The following is a 13,527-nucleotide window of genomic DNA, read 5'->3' on the forward strand; positions in this document are numbered from 1 at the left end:
TTTCACGTAAGCCGGTGGGATCAGCCGCACCGTGTGGCCCAGCTTGCCAAGCGCGCGCGCCCAATAATGCGCCCCGCCACAAGCTTCCAGGGCGACCAGACAGGATGGCTGCGCCGCGAAGAACTCGAGCACCTTGGCCCGCATCAGGCGCTTGCGGAACACCACCCGCCCGGTCGCATCCGCCCCGTGTGCTTGAAATACCCGCTTCGCTATATCCAGCCCGATTGTGTTAGCCTGCCCCATGGACGCCTCCCCTGGTGATAGCTTGACACCTTCACCTTGGCACATTGATGCCGTCGGGGGGCGTCCACACCATCAGACCGAAATCCATCCGCGCTGCCGCATCCGCACCGTGGCGACGGTCTAGCCCATGCGCCTTAGGCTCTTCCAAGCGGCGGGGATGACGGAGGCGATGGCGGCGGTACGGGCCGAACTGGGGCCGGACGCCGTCATCCTCGACAGCCGCCGGGTCAAGGGCGGGGTGGAGGTGACGGCGGCGCTCGACCGCGCGGCGGAGCCGGTGGTGGTGGCGCCGGTCGCGCCGCCCCTGCCCTCGCCCTCGCTCGCGCGGCACAACCTGCCGGCGGCGCTGGCGGCGCGGCTGGCGGCGGGGCCATTGGCCGAGGGGCTGGCGGCGGCGCTGCGCTTCGCGCCGCTGCCGGATGGGCGGACGCGGCCGCTGATGCTGGTCGGGCCGCCGGGGGCGGGAAAGACGCTGAGCTGCGCCAAGCTGGCGACGCGCGCGGTGCTCGGCGGGGCGGCGCCACTGGTGGCCAGCACGGATGGGCTGAGGGCAGGGGCGACGGAGCAGCTTGCAGCCTTCACGCGGGTGCTCGGGCTGTCCCTCGCCGTAGCGACGGAGCCGGAGATGCTGGCGCGTGCGCTGGCGCGGCGAGCCGCCGGACAGCCGGTGCTAGTCGACAGCGCGGGGTGCGACCCCTTCGATGCGGTGCAGGCGGCCTGGCTGCGGGCGATGGCGCTCGCCATCGGGGCGGAGATGGTGGTGGTGATGCCGGCCGGGCTCGACCCGGCGGAGGCGGCGGAGACGGCGGCCGCCTTCATGGCGCTGGGCGCACGGCATCTGCTGCCGACGCGGCTGGACGGGGCCCGGCGGCTCGGTGGGGTATTGGCGGCGGCAGCGGCGGGGCTGGCGCTCGGCGAGGCCGGCATCGGGCCTGGCGTCGCCGATGGGTTGAGCTCGGTTGATCCCGCCTGGCTGGCGCAGCGCCTGGCCGGGCCCCTTCGTATGGACAGTGCGGCATGAGTGACGCGAAATCGGGCCGGATCATCGCCATCGCCTCGGGCAAGGGCGGTGTCGGCAAGACCTGGCTCGCCATCAGCCTGGCGCAGGCGCTGGCGGAGGCGGGCCGGCGGGTGCTGCTGGTCGATGCGGATCTCGGCCTTACCAATATCGACGTGCAGCTCGGCCTCCCGCCAGGGCCGGATCTGGGAGAGGTGCTGGCGGGGAGGCTGGGCCTCGCCGCGGCGGTGCGGCGGCATGGGGCGGGGTTCGACCTGCTGCCGGGGCAGTCCGGTTGCACCAGCCTGACAGGCCTCGGGGAGGCGGCGCTTGGGCGGTTCAGGGCGATGCTGCGCGAGGCGGCGGCGCAGTGGGATGTCGTGCTGCTCGATTGCGGTGCGGGGATCGAGCCGGCGGTGCGGGGCCTTGCCGCGCTCGCCGATACGCTGCTGGTGGTGGCGACGGGGGAGCCGACCAGCCTCACCGATGCCTATGCGGTGCTGAAGCTGCATCGGCGGGACCGGCCGGGGGGCGATCAGCGCGTGGTAGTCAACCTGGCCGAGGATGCGGCGGCGGGGGAGCGGGTGTGGCGCAGCCTGGAGACGGCCTGCGCGCGCTTCCTCGGCGCCGGGGTGCCGCTCGCTGGCATCATCCGGCGGGACCGACGGGTGCCGGAGGCGATCCGGCATCAGGTGCCGCTGCTGACGCGGCATCCCGTCGCCGTGGCTGCGGAGGATATCCGGCAGCTCGCCGCCCTGATGAATGGCGCATCGCGCCCGGCGGGAAATTTGCACCCGGCTATTTGATGTGCGGCGCGATCGGGATTAAGCGACAAGCGGAAACGGCTCTCCTGCTGGTCCGGCAGGATTGCCCATGCCTGCGGAGTTGCCGATGACCTTGCGCCAGTCCCTGCTCGCCACCGCCCTGATAGCCGCGGTCGCCATGCCTGTCGCCGGCCGGGCCCAGCCGGTCTCCGGGCTCTATGTCGGGGCCGGTGCGGGGCTCAACAACTGGCTCGACAACCGCAATCGCGGCATCCACGTCCATGACAACGATATCGGCGTGGCGGCGGTCGCTTCCATCGGCTGGGGCTTCGGCAACGGGGTGCGGGCGGAGGTCGAGGGCAACTACCGCAACCAGGAGATCAAGCGGCTGTCCTTCAATGACGTCGCGGCCGGCCGCAGCGGCTATGTCAACCGCTACGGTGCCATGGCGAACCTGATGTTCGACTTCGACCTCTCCAGCTTCGGCATCGCGCCGAACCGCTTCATACCGTATTTCGGCGCCGGCGCCGGCTATGCCTGGACCGAGTACAGCCGGGCGAGCTTCGCCACGGGCGGTAGCCGGTACCTGATCGACGACACGGGCGGCTCATTCGCCTGGCAGGCGATCCTCGGCGGCGCGATTGGTGTTGCGCCGGGCCTCGCGCTGACGGTCGAGTACCGCTACTTCGACGCCATGCAGCCCGACCTGCAGGTGGCGCGGACGGCGGGGCCGGGCGCCCCGGGCGTGCCCAGCAAGTACCGGCCGGAGGGCGAGAACCATAGCCTGCTCTTCGGCCTGCGTTATGCCTTCAACCAGCCCGCGCCGCCGCCGCCGGTGGTCGAGGCGCCGGTCGCGCCGGCGCAGCCCGAGATCGCCCGCACCTATCTCGTCTTCTTCGACTGGGACCGCGCCGACCTGACCGACCGGGCGCGGCAGATCATCAGCGAGGCGGCTGGCGCAGCGCGGCGCGTCTCCTCGACGAAAATCGAGGTCGCGGGCCATGCCGACCGCTCCGGCACGCCGCAATACAACCAGCGCCTCTCCGAGCGCCGCGCGCAGGCGGTGGCGGCGGAGCTGGTGCGGCAGGGCATCAGCCGCAACGAGATCGGCATCACCGCCTATGGCGAGAGCCGGCCGCTGGTGCCGACTGCCGACGGCGTGCGCGAGCCGCAGAACCGGCGGGTGGAGATCGTGCTCCGCTGACCATTCACGGGACGCATCCTGCGTTGCATCCGGCCGCGGAGCAGCGCAGGACTCCCGCATGATCGGCATCGACTGGGGCACCACCGCCTTCCGCGCCTACCGCCTCGCCCCCGGCGGCACCATCCTCGACCGGCGGGAGAGCGAGGGGGGCATCCTCTCCGTCCCAGAAGGCGGCTTCCCGGCGGCGCTCTCGGCCGCCATCGGGCCTTGGCTCGCCGAGGGCGAGCGCCTCGTCCTGCTTTGCGGCATGGTCGGCAGCCGGCAGGGCTGGGTGGAGGCGCCCTACCTCCCCTGCCCGGCCGGGCCGGCCGAGATCGCTGCCGCCCTGACCTCCCTTCCCTTCGACGGCGCGCGCTGCCTGCTCGTGCCCGGCCTTACCACGCGCGATGCGGGCGGGGTGCCGGATGTGATGCGGGGCGAGGAGACCAAGCTCATCGGCCTGCTGGCGGAGCTCGGCACGGCCGAGGCCCTGGCCTGCCTGCCGGGGACGCATGCCAAATGGGCGCGGCTCTCCGGCGGGCGCATCGCGCATTTCGCCACGCAGATGACCGGCGAGGTACGGGCGGTGCTGCTGGAGCACAGCATCCTCGGCCGGCTGGCGAAGGACGCGCCCACCGACGAGGCAGCCTTCCTCCGTGGCGTGGCCCGGGCGCGGGAGCCGGGCGGGCTGCTGCACCATCTCTTCGGCACGCGAGGGCTTGGGCTGATGGGGGAGCTGACGGCGGAGGCGACCGGCAGCTATCTCTCCGGCCTGCTGATCGGGCATGAGGTGGCGGCGGCCCTGGCGGATGGCCGGCCGGACGGGCCAATCCACCTGGCCGGCTCGGCAACCCTCACCCGGGCCTATGCGCTGGCTTTCGGCGCCTTCGGCCTGGAGCACCGGTTGCATGACCCGCACCTCGCCTTGCGCGGCCTGGTGCTGATCGCGGAGACGCTGCAATGAGTTTGAAAGAATGGCTGGCCCGCTGCCCGCTCGTCGCCATCCTGCGCGGCATCACGCCGGATGAGGCGGTGCCCGTCGCCGAGGCGCTGGTCGGCGCCGGCATCACCATCCTCGAAGTGCCATTGAACTCGCCGGAGCCGATCGAGAGCATCCGCCGCATGGCCGCCCATTGCGGCGACCGGGCGCTGGTCGGCGCGGGGACGGTGATGACGGAGGCTCAACTGGCCGAGGTGGCCGAGGCTGGCGGACGGCTGCTGGTGACGCCCCATGCCGACGTGTCGCTGGTACGGCAGGCCAAGCGCCTCGGCATGCTGGCGGCGCCGGGCTTCTTCACGCCGACCGAGGCCTTCGCGCTGCTGGCGGCGGGGGCGGATGCGGTGAAGCTTTTCCCGGCCGAGGCGGCCTCGCCCGCCGTGCTGAAGGCGATGCTCGCCGTGCTGCCGAAGGGCACGGCGGTGCTGCCCGTGGGTGGCATGGGGGTGGAGACCATCCCGGCCTGGCGCGTGGCCGGGGCGACCGGCTTCGGCATCGGCTCCTCGCTCTACAAGCCGGGCGACTCCGCGGCGGCGGTGGGCCAGCGGGCAGCGGCCTTGCGGGCGGCGATCGGTTAAGGCCGCACGGGCGGCGGACGCATCAATGGCGCTTCGGGACTACTCATGCCAAGGGCGTGAGGGTGGAGAGCGCCGCCGGGACAGGCAGGTTGCGGAAGCCGGGACGGGCGAAGAGATAGCCCTGGAACAGGCTGATGCCCATCTCGCGGAGCGTCGTCCATTCCTCGGCGGTCTCGATGCCTTCGGCGATGACCTGCACCTCCAGCTCCCGGCAGGCGGCGATGATGCTGGCAAGGATGACCTGGCGGCGGCGATGCGTGTCGCAGCCGCGGATAAGGCCCATATCCAGCTTCACCAGATCGACCGGCAGGTCGGCCAGCAATTCCAGCCCGGCATGGCCGGCGCCGAAGTCGTCGATCGCCAGGGTAAAGCCCATCTGGCGATAGGCCTGGAAGATGCGGAGCAAGTGGGACGGATCCTGCACCCGCTCCCGCTCGCTGACCTCGAAGATCAGCCTGTTGAGTGGGAAGCCGGTGCGCTCGGCAGCGCGCAGCGTCGCCTGGATGCAGGCGACAGGGTTGTAGACGGCGTTCGGTAGGAAGTTGATGGCGAGTTGGGCGCCGGTCTCGGCCAGGCGAAGGCGACTCGCTTCTTCGATGGCGGCAACGCGGCAGGCCTGGTCGAAGGCGTAGAGGCCTCCGGGCGAAACCTGATCCATCACCCAGCCGGCGCCCTGGCCCTGCGGCCCGCGGACCAGCGCCTCCTGCGCCAGGACCTGTCCGCCGCGGTCGGCATCGAGGATTGGCTGGAAGGCCATGGCGAGTTCGAAATCGAGGCCGCTTCCTTCGCGGCAACCGGCGCAGGCCGATGCGGCCTCGCGGGCTTTGTCGATCGGTGGGGATGGCGTCGCGGGAAGCTCCATATCGTCAATATACTACCGTTTGGTTGATAATCTATTTCAGCACTTCACCAAAATCACCGGCATGTGATGGCCTCGGCCGGGGCCATTGACCGGTCCGGGCGGGCGGGCGAGCCTCCGCCAGGGAGAGGGACACGGATGTTCATCCAGCTCGACGACATCGCCGTCCATGCCGAGGTTTCGGGCCCGGCCTCAGGCGCACCGGTGCTGCTGCTGCACAGCCTCGGCACCAACCTGCACATGTGGGACCCGCAGGCGGAGGCGCTGGCCCGCCGCCATCGCGTCATCCGCATGGACATGCGCGGCCATGGGCTGACCGAGGCGACGCCCGGCTCCTATACGATGGACCGGCTGGTGAAGGACGCGCTGGCGCTGCTGCAGGCGCTCGGCATCGGCGCGGCGCATGTCGGCGGCGTCTCCATCGGCGGGCATGTCGCGCTACGCATGGCGGTGCAGGCACCGGAGCGGGTGCTCTCGGTCATGGCCTGCGACACCGCGCTCGATTTCGGCGGGCCGGCCAATTGGCAGGGGCGGATGGATGCCGTCGCCGCCGGCGGCATGGCGGCCGTCGCCGATGCGACGCTCGGGCGCTGGGTGGTGGACCGCTCGCTCGCCACCTCGAAGGGGCTCCGCCGGATGCTGCTGGCGACCGACCCCGCCGGCTGGCTTGGCTGCGCCGCAGCGCTGCGCGACCTCGCCCCGCCCGCCGAGTGGCGGGTGCGTTGCCCGACGACGGTCATCGTCGGCGACCGGGACGAGTCGACGCCCGTCGCGGCGGCGCAGGCGATCCATGCGGCGATTCCGGAGAGCAAGCTCGTCGTCATCGCCGAGGCGGGGCACATTCCCAATCTCGAGCGGGAGGAGGCGATGACGCGCGCCGTCCTCGCCCATATGAAGCTCGCCACGGCCCTGCCCGACAATGCCGCCGAGGCCGGGATGGCGGTGCGGCGGCGGGTGCTGGGCGATGCGCATGTGGATCGCTCCGAGGCGGCGCTGACGCCGCTCGACCTGCCCTTCCGCGACTTCATCCTGGAAGGCGTATGGGGCCGGGTCTGGACGCGGCCGGGCCTCTCCCACCGCGACCGCAGCCTGCTCTGCCTCGGCGTGCTGGCCGCGCTCGGCCACCATGACGAATTCCGCCTGCATGTGCGGGCGACGCGCAACACCGGCGTGACGGCGGAGGAGATCGGCGAGGTGCTGCTCCAGGTTGCCGCCTATGCCGGCGTGCCGACGGCCAACACGGCCCTCCGCCTCGCCAAGGACATCCTGAAGGAGATGGAGGGATGAGCTACCGGCAGCCCGCCCAGGGCACCCAGCCGCCCTACGACGCGCCCGAATACGGCAGCACGCACAAACGTCATCCGAAGCAGCCCCTGCTGCGCATCCCGCAGACGCTGACCGAGACCAGTGCGCCACGCATGCGGCCGGCGCTCTACGAGACGACCCACAACCTGGCCAAGGGGCCGGGTTGGGAGGCGCAGGGCGAGCGCATCGCCGTCGCCGGGCGGGTGCTGGACGAGGATGGCCGGCCGGTGCCCGGCGCCATGGTCGAGGTATGGCAGGCCAATGCCGCGGGCCGCTACAACCACGAGCGCGACCAGCACGACGCGCCGCTCGACCCCAACTTCAAGGGCGAGGGCCGTGTCTTCACCGATGCCGAGGGCTGGTACCGCTACACGACGATCCGCCCCGGCGCCTATCCCTGGCGCAACCACCACAATGCCTGGCGGCCGGTGCACATCCATTACAGCCTGTTCGGCGCCGGCTTCGCGCAGCGGCTGATCACCCAGATGTACTTCCCGGGCGATCCGCTGCTGGCGCTCGACCCGATCTTCAATTGCGTCCCCGACCCGGCGGCGCGGCAGCGGCTGGTGGCCGCCTTCGACCTCGACATAACAGAACAGGACTATGCGCTCGGCTACCGCTTCGACATCGTGCTGCGCGGGCGGGATGCGACGCCGATGGAGAACCCGGCATGAGCCTGCCTGCCACGGCCTCTCAAACAGCTGGTCCCTACTGGCACCTGATCGACTTCCCGGAATGGGCCGACCTGTTGCGTTCCAGCGGGCCGAATGCGGCAATCGAGGGCGAGCGCATCACCATCGAGGGCACGGTCACCGATGGCGACGGCGCGCCCTGCGCCGATGTCATGGTGGAGATCTGGCAGGCCGATCCGGCGGGCAGCTACGATGGCGACTTCCATGGCTATGGCCGCTGCGGCACGGACAAGGACGGGCGCTTCCGCTTCGTCACGCTGAAGCCGGGGCCGGTGCGGGCGGAGGGGAACGCCTTCCAGGCGCCGCATGTCGTTATCTCGCTCTTCGCCCGCGGGCTGCTGAAGCAACTCGTCACCCGGCTCTACTTCGCCGGCGAGAAGCTGAACGAGCAGGATGCGATCCTCAACGCCATCTCGGCCGGGCGGCGCGGCACCGTCCTCGCGCAGCAGGCCGGAGATGGGGTGTGGCGGCTCGACCTGCGCTTGCAGGGCGAGGGCGAGACGGTGTTCTTTGAGGTCTGATGCGATGCCCGTGAATCCTGCCGACAGCCCCGTCTTCGGCGCCCTTTACGGGACGGAGGCCATGCGCGCCTGCATGGGCGAGATGGCGCTGCTGCAACACATGCTGGACGTGGAGGCGGCGCTGGCGCGCGCCCAGGCGCGGCTCGGCATCGTGCCGGCGGAGGCTGCGGCGGCGATCACCGCGGCGGCCCGGGCGGAGCGGCTCGACCTCGCGGCGCTGGCGGCGGCGACGCGGAACACGGGCTATCCCGTGGTCGGGCTGGTGCGGCAGCTCAGCCGGCTGGCGGGGCCGGAGGCGGGTCGCTGGACGCATTGGGGCGCGACCACCCAGGACATCATGGACACCGGCGTGGTGTTGCAGATGCGCGCCGGGCTCGACCTTATCCGCGCCGAGCTGCTGGCGGTGAATGCGGGGCTGGCGGCACTGGCGGCTCGGCATCGCGGCACGGTCATGGCGGGGCGGACGCATCTCCAGCACGCGCTGCCCGTCACCTTCGGCTACAAGGTCGCGGTCTGGCTCTCGCCGCTCATCACCATGGTGGAGCGGCTGGACCAGCTCCGCCCGCGGCTGGAGCGGCTGCAATTCGGCGGCGCGGCGGGGACGCTGGCCTCGCTCGGTGCGCAAGGGCTCGCCGTGCAGGAGGAGCTGGCGCAGGAGCTCGGCCTCGCCCTGCCGGATATCCCCTGGCATGTGGCGCGGGACGGCATCGCCGAGGCGGTCTCCTTCCTCGGCCTGCTCTGCGGGGCGCTGTCCAAGATGGCCACCGACGTCATCCTGCTGATGCAGACCGAGGTGGCGGAGGTCGCCGAGCCACATCAGGAGGGGCGCGGCGGGTCGTCCACCATGCCGCAGAAGCGCAACCCGATCTCCTGCGAGTACATCATCGCCCAGTCGCGTGGCGTCCATGCCCTGGTGCCGCAGATGCAGGCGGCGATGGCGCAGGACCAGGAGCGCGGCACTGGCCCCTGGCAGGCGGAGCCGCTGGCGATCGGCCAAGCCTTCCTGCTGGCGCATGGCGCGCTCGCCCAGGCGCGGGTGCTGGCTGAGGGGCTGACGGTCGATGCCGCGCGCATGCGGCGCAACCTCGAGAGCACTGGCGGGCTGATCGTCGCCGAGGCGGTGATGATGGGGCTGGCGCCGGTGCTCGGGCGCGAGGCGGCGCATCATGCCGTCAACCATGCCTGTGACGTGGCGCTGGCCCAACGCATCCCGCTGGCCGAGGCGCTGATGGCGGAGGCGGAGGTCAAGGGGCGGCTGCCGGCGGCGGAGATCGCCCGGCTGACAGATCCCTCAGGCTATCTCGGCAGCGCCGAGGCCTTCATCGACCGAGTGCTCGGCCGTTTGCGTTAGCGCTGCCCTCTCCGTCATGTCATGGCGCCCAGGCGGGCGCCGTGAGTTGCCTCTCCTCGAAGCGAGGAGAGGAACCGAGCCATGATGTTGCAGGGCAGGATCGCCGTCATCACCGGCGCCGATAGTGGAATCGGCCAGGCCGCGGCCGAGGCCTTCGCGCGGGCCGGGGCGGATGTCGCCATCGCCTATCACAGCGATGCCGATGGCGCCGGCGAGACGCGGCGGCGCGTCGAGGCTGCCGGACGGCGCGCGCATGTGGCGCAGGCGGATGTGGGCGACCCGGCCTCCGTCCAAGCGCTGTTCGACGGCGCGGCGCGGGCGCTGGGTGCACCGCATATCCTCTTCGCCAATGCGGGGACGGGGATGAGCGGCATGCCCGTCGCGGACATGGACGATGCCAAGATGGAGCAGGTGCTGCGGACCGACCTGATGGGCCCGCTCTTCTGCGCCCGCGCCTTCATCCGCCAGCGCCGTGCCGATGGCGGGGCCGGGCGGATCGTCTTCACCGGATCTGTTGCCGGGCATTTGCCGACGCCGGGCAGCGCGCCTTATGGTAGGGCGAAGGCAGGGCTCAACTCGCTGGTCCGCAGCCTCTCGGTGGAGGTCGCCGGCGACCGGATCAACGTCAACGCCATCGCGCCCGGCCTGATCGAGACGCCTATGACGCAGAAGCGGATGGACGACCCCAAGGCGCGCGAGGAAAGCATGAAGGCGATCCCCTGGCGCCGCCCCGGCCGGCCGGAGGAGATCGCGGGGCTTGCCGTCTTCCTCGCCTCTGACGCGGCCGACTACGTCACCGGGCAGACCTGGGTGATGGATGGCGGGCTGACGATGAACTGGGGCGGCGCCTGACACGTTCGGCCCGACGAAGCCCGACAAAGCGAGATCAGCATGAACGACGACACTTCCATGTCGCGGCGCAAGGCCGTCGGCAGCGCCGGGCTCGGCCTCGCCGTGGCAGCGGCCTCCACCTCGGCGCAAGCGCAGCCGCGGGACACCGCGCAGCCGATGACCGACCCGACGACGCGCTACCCGAAGCCGCCCTTCCAGAAGCAGTCGCAGCCCTGGCCAGGCCTCGCCAGCCACATGGAGCCGCGGCCGGATCATGGCGAAACAAGCTATCGCGGCTCCGGCCGGCTGGCCGGGCGCAAGGCCCTAATCACAGGCGGCGACTCTGGCATGGGACGCGCGGCGGCCATCGCCTATGCGCGGGAAGGTGCCGATGTCGCCATCAACTACCTCCCCAGCGAGGAGGCGGATGCGGGTGAGGTGATCGCGCTGATCAAGGCGGAGGGACGGCTCGGCATCGCCCTGCCGGGCGACCTGCGCGACGAGGGCTTCTGCAACCGGCTGGTCGCCGATGCGGTGCGCGGGCTCGGTGGGCTCGACATCCTCGTCAGCAACGCGGCGCGGCAGCAGACGCGGGCCTCGATCCTCGACGTCACCACCGAGGATTTCGACGCGACGATGAAGACGAACATCTACGCGCCGTTCTGGCTCATCAAGGCGGCGCTGCCGCATCTCCCGCCGGGGGCGGCGATTATCGGCACCACGTCCGAGCAGGCCTACGATCCCTCGGCCGAGCTCTACGATTACGCGCAGACCAAGGCGGCGACGACGAGCTTCGTGAAGTCGCTGGCGAAGCAGCTCGGGCCGAAGGGCATCCGCGTCAATGGTGTGGCGCCTGGGCCGATCTGGACTCCGTTGCAGGTGAGCGGCGGGGCGACGATGGAGAAGCTGGAGAAGTTCGGCAGCACCACGCCGATGGGCCGGCCGGGGCAGCCGGCGGAGCTGGCCTCCATCTATGTTCAGCTCGCCGCTTCCGATGCGAGCTATGCGACCGGCCAGGTCTACGGCGCGGCAGGCGGGTCGGGGCAGCCATAGGCGGCCTCTTTCCGTCAAACCTCTTGCTGCGCCTGCGCATGGGGAAGCGGGGCGAAGAGGCCGGCGCTGCCGAGGATGTCGCCGATCAGCGCCGGCCGAATGATTCCGCCGAGCGCGATGGCATAGGTCACCGCCTGGATGACCCCAATATCGCTCTGACTGACGGAGGCACGAATCTAGGCGACCAAGGCGATGGGGAAGCCGGCCGACACGTCCTACGCCAGCAGCGCCAGCCACTCCTTGCCGGCGAAGACCATGACCCAGAGGTGCGCCGTGGCGCCGAGCCTTCGTTCAGGAAGCGGCCACCATCACCGGCAGCACGGTGACGATGGTCTGCTGGGAAGAGTTGCATCCGGCCGAGGATCGCCATCAGGAAGCCGGAGCTGTAGCCGAGATCGGCGACGACCTCGCGGGCCTCGAAACCGTCTGGCAGCTTGTGACACAACGACCCTTCGGCGGTCCGTGAATGACAGGAAAGCGGAAAGCCTCTCCACATCCTCCCTGTCGGCCTGGGTGAGGCCGCTACCGCTGCCCGGCACGCCTGATCAGCCGCGCGGGCCGCGGCGACGGGGGAAGACGCTGCGGAATTCGAGGCGTTGCAGCACGATCACCAGGATCGCCACGGCCAACAGGATGAGGAGAGCGGTCAGCATGGCACGCCTCTTTCAATGGGGATGCCATGGCCGAACGGGCCGCAGCAAGGCCGGTTGCCTTGCCAGCCGAAGCCGGATGAGGGACGCCGCGGACCGCCGGACCTAGTCAGGCGGCCCTGGCTGAAGGCGCGAGCGGTGCCGCTGCACGGGGGCTTCGTACCCCGGCATAGATGCCAAGGATGCCGAGCGCCGCGGGCAACACGGCGAGCGAAGGCAGGCCCGTCGCCCAGGCTAGCAGGGCGCCGGCGAGGCAGGCGGAGGCCGCGCCGACATCCCAGCCGGCTTCGGCGGCAATATGGAAGCGATAGGCCTCGCCCGAACGCTTCGCCCGGTCGTAGATCGTGCTCATCAGCACCGGCAGGTATAGGCCCGCCACGGCAGCACCGGTCGCATTGGCCAAGGCGGCGGCCAATGGCGACCAGCCGGCCCCCACACGCAGCGCGAAGCCGAAGGCCAACGCCAGGCAGACGAGGACAAGGTACCGGTCGCGTTCGCCCCGGTCGATGGCGCGGCCGCAGACCAGGCCGGTTACCGCGCCAACTAGGCCAGCTGCGGCATTGGCGGCGCCGAAAGCCTCGTAATGCGACCCGAGGGCCAGGAAGAGGACCATCGGCCAGGCGATGCCAAGGCCAGCCGACATCCACCCGTCGGCCGCGAAGGTCGCGGTGGCGCCGCGATCGACTGCCAACAGCGAGTCGGACAAACCGGGAACCGGGCCAGCCGGAATCCTGCCCAACCAACAAAGCGGCAAGATGGAAGCCAGAGTCAGCGCTGCGGCAATGGCGAAATCTACGGTCGGGCCGCAGCGCGCCAACAAGGTCCCGCCGGCCAGCGGCCCCAATACGCCGACCAGAGCGCCGACCGCGGTCTTGATCCCCATCTCGCGGCCGCGCGACTCGCCGCCGATCACCGCCTGCGACGCGTGGTGAACCGGCCAGTAGAGGCACTCCGCTAGGGAGACGAGGCCGATCCAGGCGATGAACCAAACCGGCTCGGCGGCCCGCATGAGAGGGATGAATTGCATGGCACCCAGGGCGGCACCGAGCATCATCGCACGGCGAAAGCCGATCCGACGCACGATCTCGAGCGCGAACAGGCGAAGCGCGAAGCGGGTGACCAGCATTCCCGCATAAGCGGTGAGGGCGGCTGGCAGGCTGAAACCCTGCTGCAGCAAAAAGGCGCCGACAAAGCCACCAGCCATGGCGACGGCAAGTTGGTAGAGGGCATAGTGAAGCGTGAGCAACCCGAATGGGCGCAAACCGAGCACGATCGGCAATCCTTGCAAGGGGAAACCGCTTGCTTTCGCTTCAAGCGGCAGCCGCATCGTATACTCACGAAGTCGTGAGAAGCAAGGGTCATGTAGATACGAAAACCCCCCCAGCATCGGATAATGCTGGAGGGGTTTCGGTTCACTGATCCTGTTGGGTGGCCCGGCGGCGACCGACTCTCCCGCAGCTTGAGCTGCAGTACCATGGGCGCTGGGGTGTTTCACGTCCGAGT

13 protein-coding genes and 1 pseudogene are annotated in these 13,527 nt (G+C 70.6%); 11 read left to right on the plus strand and 3 right to left on the minus strand.

Features of this window, described 5'->3' with window-relative positions:
- Positions 1 to 243, minus strand: a pseudogene (locus tag EP26_RS33850) (IS110 family transposase); the annotation flags it as partial.
- 127 nt (positions 244 to 370) lie between these two features.
- On the opposite strand from EP26_RS33850, the gene EP26_RS26895 reads away from it, so the two are divergent.
- The 5 genes from EP26_RS26895 to EP26_RS26915 all read left to right on the plus strand — a co-directional run bounded on the left by EP26_RS26895 (position 371) and on the right by EP26_RS26915 (position 4,762).
- The gene (locus EP26_RS26895; protein ID WP_043343524.1) at positions 371 to 1,264 is read left to right on the plus strand and encodes a flagellar biosynthesis protein FlhF; all 894 of its coding nucleotides are present in this window, start codon (positions 371 to 373) and stop codon (positions 1,262 to 1,264) included.
- On the plus strand, positions 1,261 to 2,046 hold the full coding sequence (locus EP26_RS26900) for a nucleotide-binding protein (protein WP_043343525.1): 786 nt from the start codon (positions 1,261 to 1,263) through the stop codon (positions 2,044 to 2,046). Before EP26_RS26895 ends, EP26_RS26900 begins: the two co-directional genes overlap by 4 nt.
- Positions 2,047 to 2,131: 85 nt before the next feature.
- Positions 2,132 to 3,208 (plus strand): OmpA family protein, encoded by a 1,077-nt coding sequence (locus tag EP26_RS26905; RefSeq protein WP_043343546.1) that lies wholly within the window; start codon positions 2,132 to 2,134, stop codon positions 3,206 to 3,208.
- 58 nt (positions 3,209 to 3,266) lie between these two features.
- The gene (locus EP26_RS26910) at positions 3,267 to 4,151 is read left to right on the plus strand and encodes a 2-dehydro-3-deoxygalactonokinase (protein ID WP_043343528.1); all 885 of its coding nucleotides are present in this window, start codon (positions 3,267 to 3,269) and stop codon (positions 4,149 to 4,151) included.
- Positions 4,148 to 4,762, plus strand: coding sequence for a 2-dehydro-3-deoxy-6-phosphogalactonate aldolase (locus EP26_RS26915; protein ID WP_043343530.1), 615 nt, complete (start codon positions 4,148 to 4,150; stop codon positions 4,760 to 4,762). Before EP26_RS26910 ends, EP26_RS26915 begins: the two co-directional genes overlap by 4 nt.
- Before the next feature lie 43 nt (positions 4,763 to 4,805).
- On the opposite strand, the gene EP26_RS26920 is transcribed toward EP26_RS26915, so the two are convergent.
- Positions 4,806 to 5,624: an EAL domain-containing protein gene (locus EP26_RS26920; RefSeq protein ID WP_043343531.1), complete on the minus strand. Its 819-nt coding sequence runs from the start codon at positions 5,622 to 5,624 to the stop codon at positions 4,806 to 4,808.
- 135 nt (positions 5,625 to 5,759) lie between these two features.
- Between EP26_RS26920 and pcaDC the strand changes: the two genes are divergently transcribed.
- From pcaDC to EP26_RS26950, 6 genes are all read left to right on the plus strand, one after another.
- Positions 5,760 to 6,908, plus strand: a complete 1,149-nt coding sequence (gene pcaDC / locus EP26_RS26925) for a bifunctional 3-oxoadipate enol-lactonase/4-carboxymuconolactone decarboxylase PcaDC (RefSeq protein ID WP_043343533.1) — start codon at positions 5,760 to 5,762, stop codon at positions 6,906 to 6,908.
- Complete coding sequence (gene pcaH, locus EP26_RS26930) at positions 6,905 to 7,600, plus strand: protocatechuate 3,4-dioxygenase subunit beta (protein ID WP_043343534.1); 696 nt, start codon at positions 6,905 to 6,907, stop codon at positions 7,598 to 7,600. The genes pcaDC and pcaH overlap by 4 nt, the downstream gene beginning before the upstream one ends.
- A complete protein-coding gene (gene pcaG, locus EP26_RS26935; protein ID WP_043343537.1) occupies positions 7,597 to 8,139 on the plus strand; it encodes a protocatechuate 3,4-dioxygenase subunit alpha in 543 nt (180 codons plus the stop codon). The genes pcaH and pcaG overlap by 4 nt, the downstream gene beginning before the upstream one ends.
- A 4-nt stretch (positions 8,140 to 8,143) precedes the next feature.
- Positions 8,144 to 9,490: a 3-carboxy-cis,cis-muconate cycloisomerase gene (gene pcaB, locus EP26_RS26940; protein ID WP_043343539.1), complete on the plus strand. Its 1,347-nt coding sequence runs from the start codon at positions 8,144 to 8,146 to the stop codon at positions 9,488 to 9,490.
- 81 nt (positions 9,491 to 9,571) lie between these two features.
- A complete protein-coding gene (locus EP26_RS26945; RefSeq protein ID WP_043343541.1) occupies positions 9,572 to 10,342 on the plus strand; it encodes an SDR family NAD(P)-dependent oxidoreductase in 771 nt (256 codons plus the stop codon).
- Positions 10,343 to 10,381: 39 nt separating this feature from the next.
- Entirely contained in the window at positions 10,382 to 11,374 is a 993-nt protein-coding gene (locus EP26_RS26950) for an SDR family oxidoreductase (protein ID WP_043343543.1), read from the plus strand.
- A 759-nt stretch (positions 11,375 to 12,133) separates the two neighbouring features.
- Here the strand turns inward: EP26_RS26950 and EP26_RS36460 are convergent.
- Positions 12,134 to 13,527: MFS transporter (locus tag EP26_RS36460; protein WP_169747507.1), on the minus strand; the 1,394-nt coding region annotated here is incomplete at its 5' end.

The sequence above is a fragment of the Belnapia moabensis DSM 16746 genome, from assembly GCF_000745835.1.
Lineage (GTDB): Bacteria > Pseudomonadota > Alphaproteobacteria > Acetobacterales > Acetobacteraceae > Belnapia > Belnapia moabensis.

What these genes read in the sequence shown, in the direction of transcription:
- EP26_RS26950 (WP_043343543.1), top strand. Translation starts at nt 10,382, where the DNA reads ATGAACGACGACACTTCCATGTCGCGGCGCAAGGCCGTCGGCAGCGCC.
- EP26_RS26900 (WP_043343525.1), top strand. Translation starts at nt 1,261, where the DNA reads ATGAGTGACGCGAAATCGGGCCGGATCATCGCCATCGCCTCGGGCAAG.
- pcaH (WP_043343534.1), top strand. Translation starts at nt 6,905, where the DNA reads ATGAGCTACCGGCAGCCCGCCCAGGGCACCCAGCCGCCCTACGACGCG.
- EP26_RS26895 (WP_043343524.1), top strand. Translation starts at nt 371, where the DNA reads ATGCGCCTTAGGCTCTTCCAAGCGGCGGGGATGACGGAGGCGATGGCG.
- EP26_RS26905 (WP_043343546.1), top strand. Translation starts at nt 2,132, where the DNA reads ATGACCTTGCGCCAGTCCCTGCTCGCCACCGCCCTGATAGCCGCGGTC.
- pcaG (WP_043343537.1), top strand. Translation starts at nt 7,597, where the DNA reads ATGAGCCTGCCTGCCACGGCCTCTCAAACAGCTGGTCCCTACTGGCAC.
- EP26_RS26910 (WP_043343528.1), top strand. Translation starts at nt 3,267, where the DNA reads ATGATCGGCATCGACTGGGGCACCACCGCCTTCCGCGCCTACCGCCTC.
- EP26_RS26945 (WP_043343541.1), top strand. Translation starts at nt 9,572, where the DNA reads ATGATGTTGCAGGGCAGGATCGCCGTCATCACCGGCGCCGATAGTGGA.
- pcaDC (WP_043343533.1), top strand. Translation starts at nt 5,760, where the DNA reads ATGTTCATCCAGCTCGACGACATCGCCGTCCATGCCGAGGTTTCGGGC.
- EP26_RS26915 (WP_043343530.1), top strand. Translation starts at nt 4,148, where the DNA reads ATGAGTTTGAAAGAATGGCTGGCCCGCTGCCCGCTCGTCGCCATCCTG.
- pcaB (WP_043343539.1), top strand. Translation starts at nt 8,144, where the DNA reads ATGCCCGTGAATCCTGCCGACAGCCCCGTCTTCGGCGCCCTTTACGGG.
- EP26_RS26920 (WP_043343531.1), bottom strand. Translation starts at nt 5,624, where the DNA reads ATGGAGCTTCCCGCGACGCCATCCCCACCGATCGACAAAGCCCGCGAG.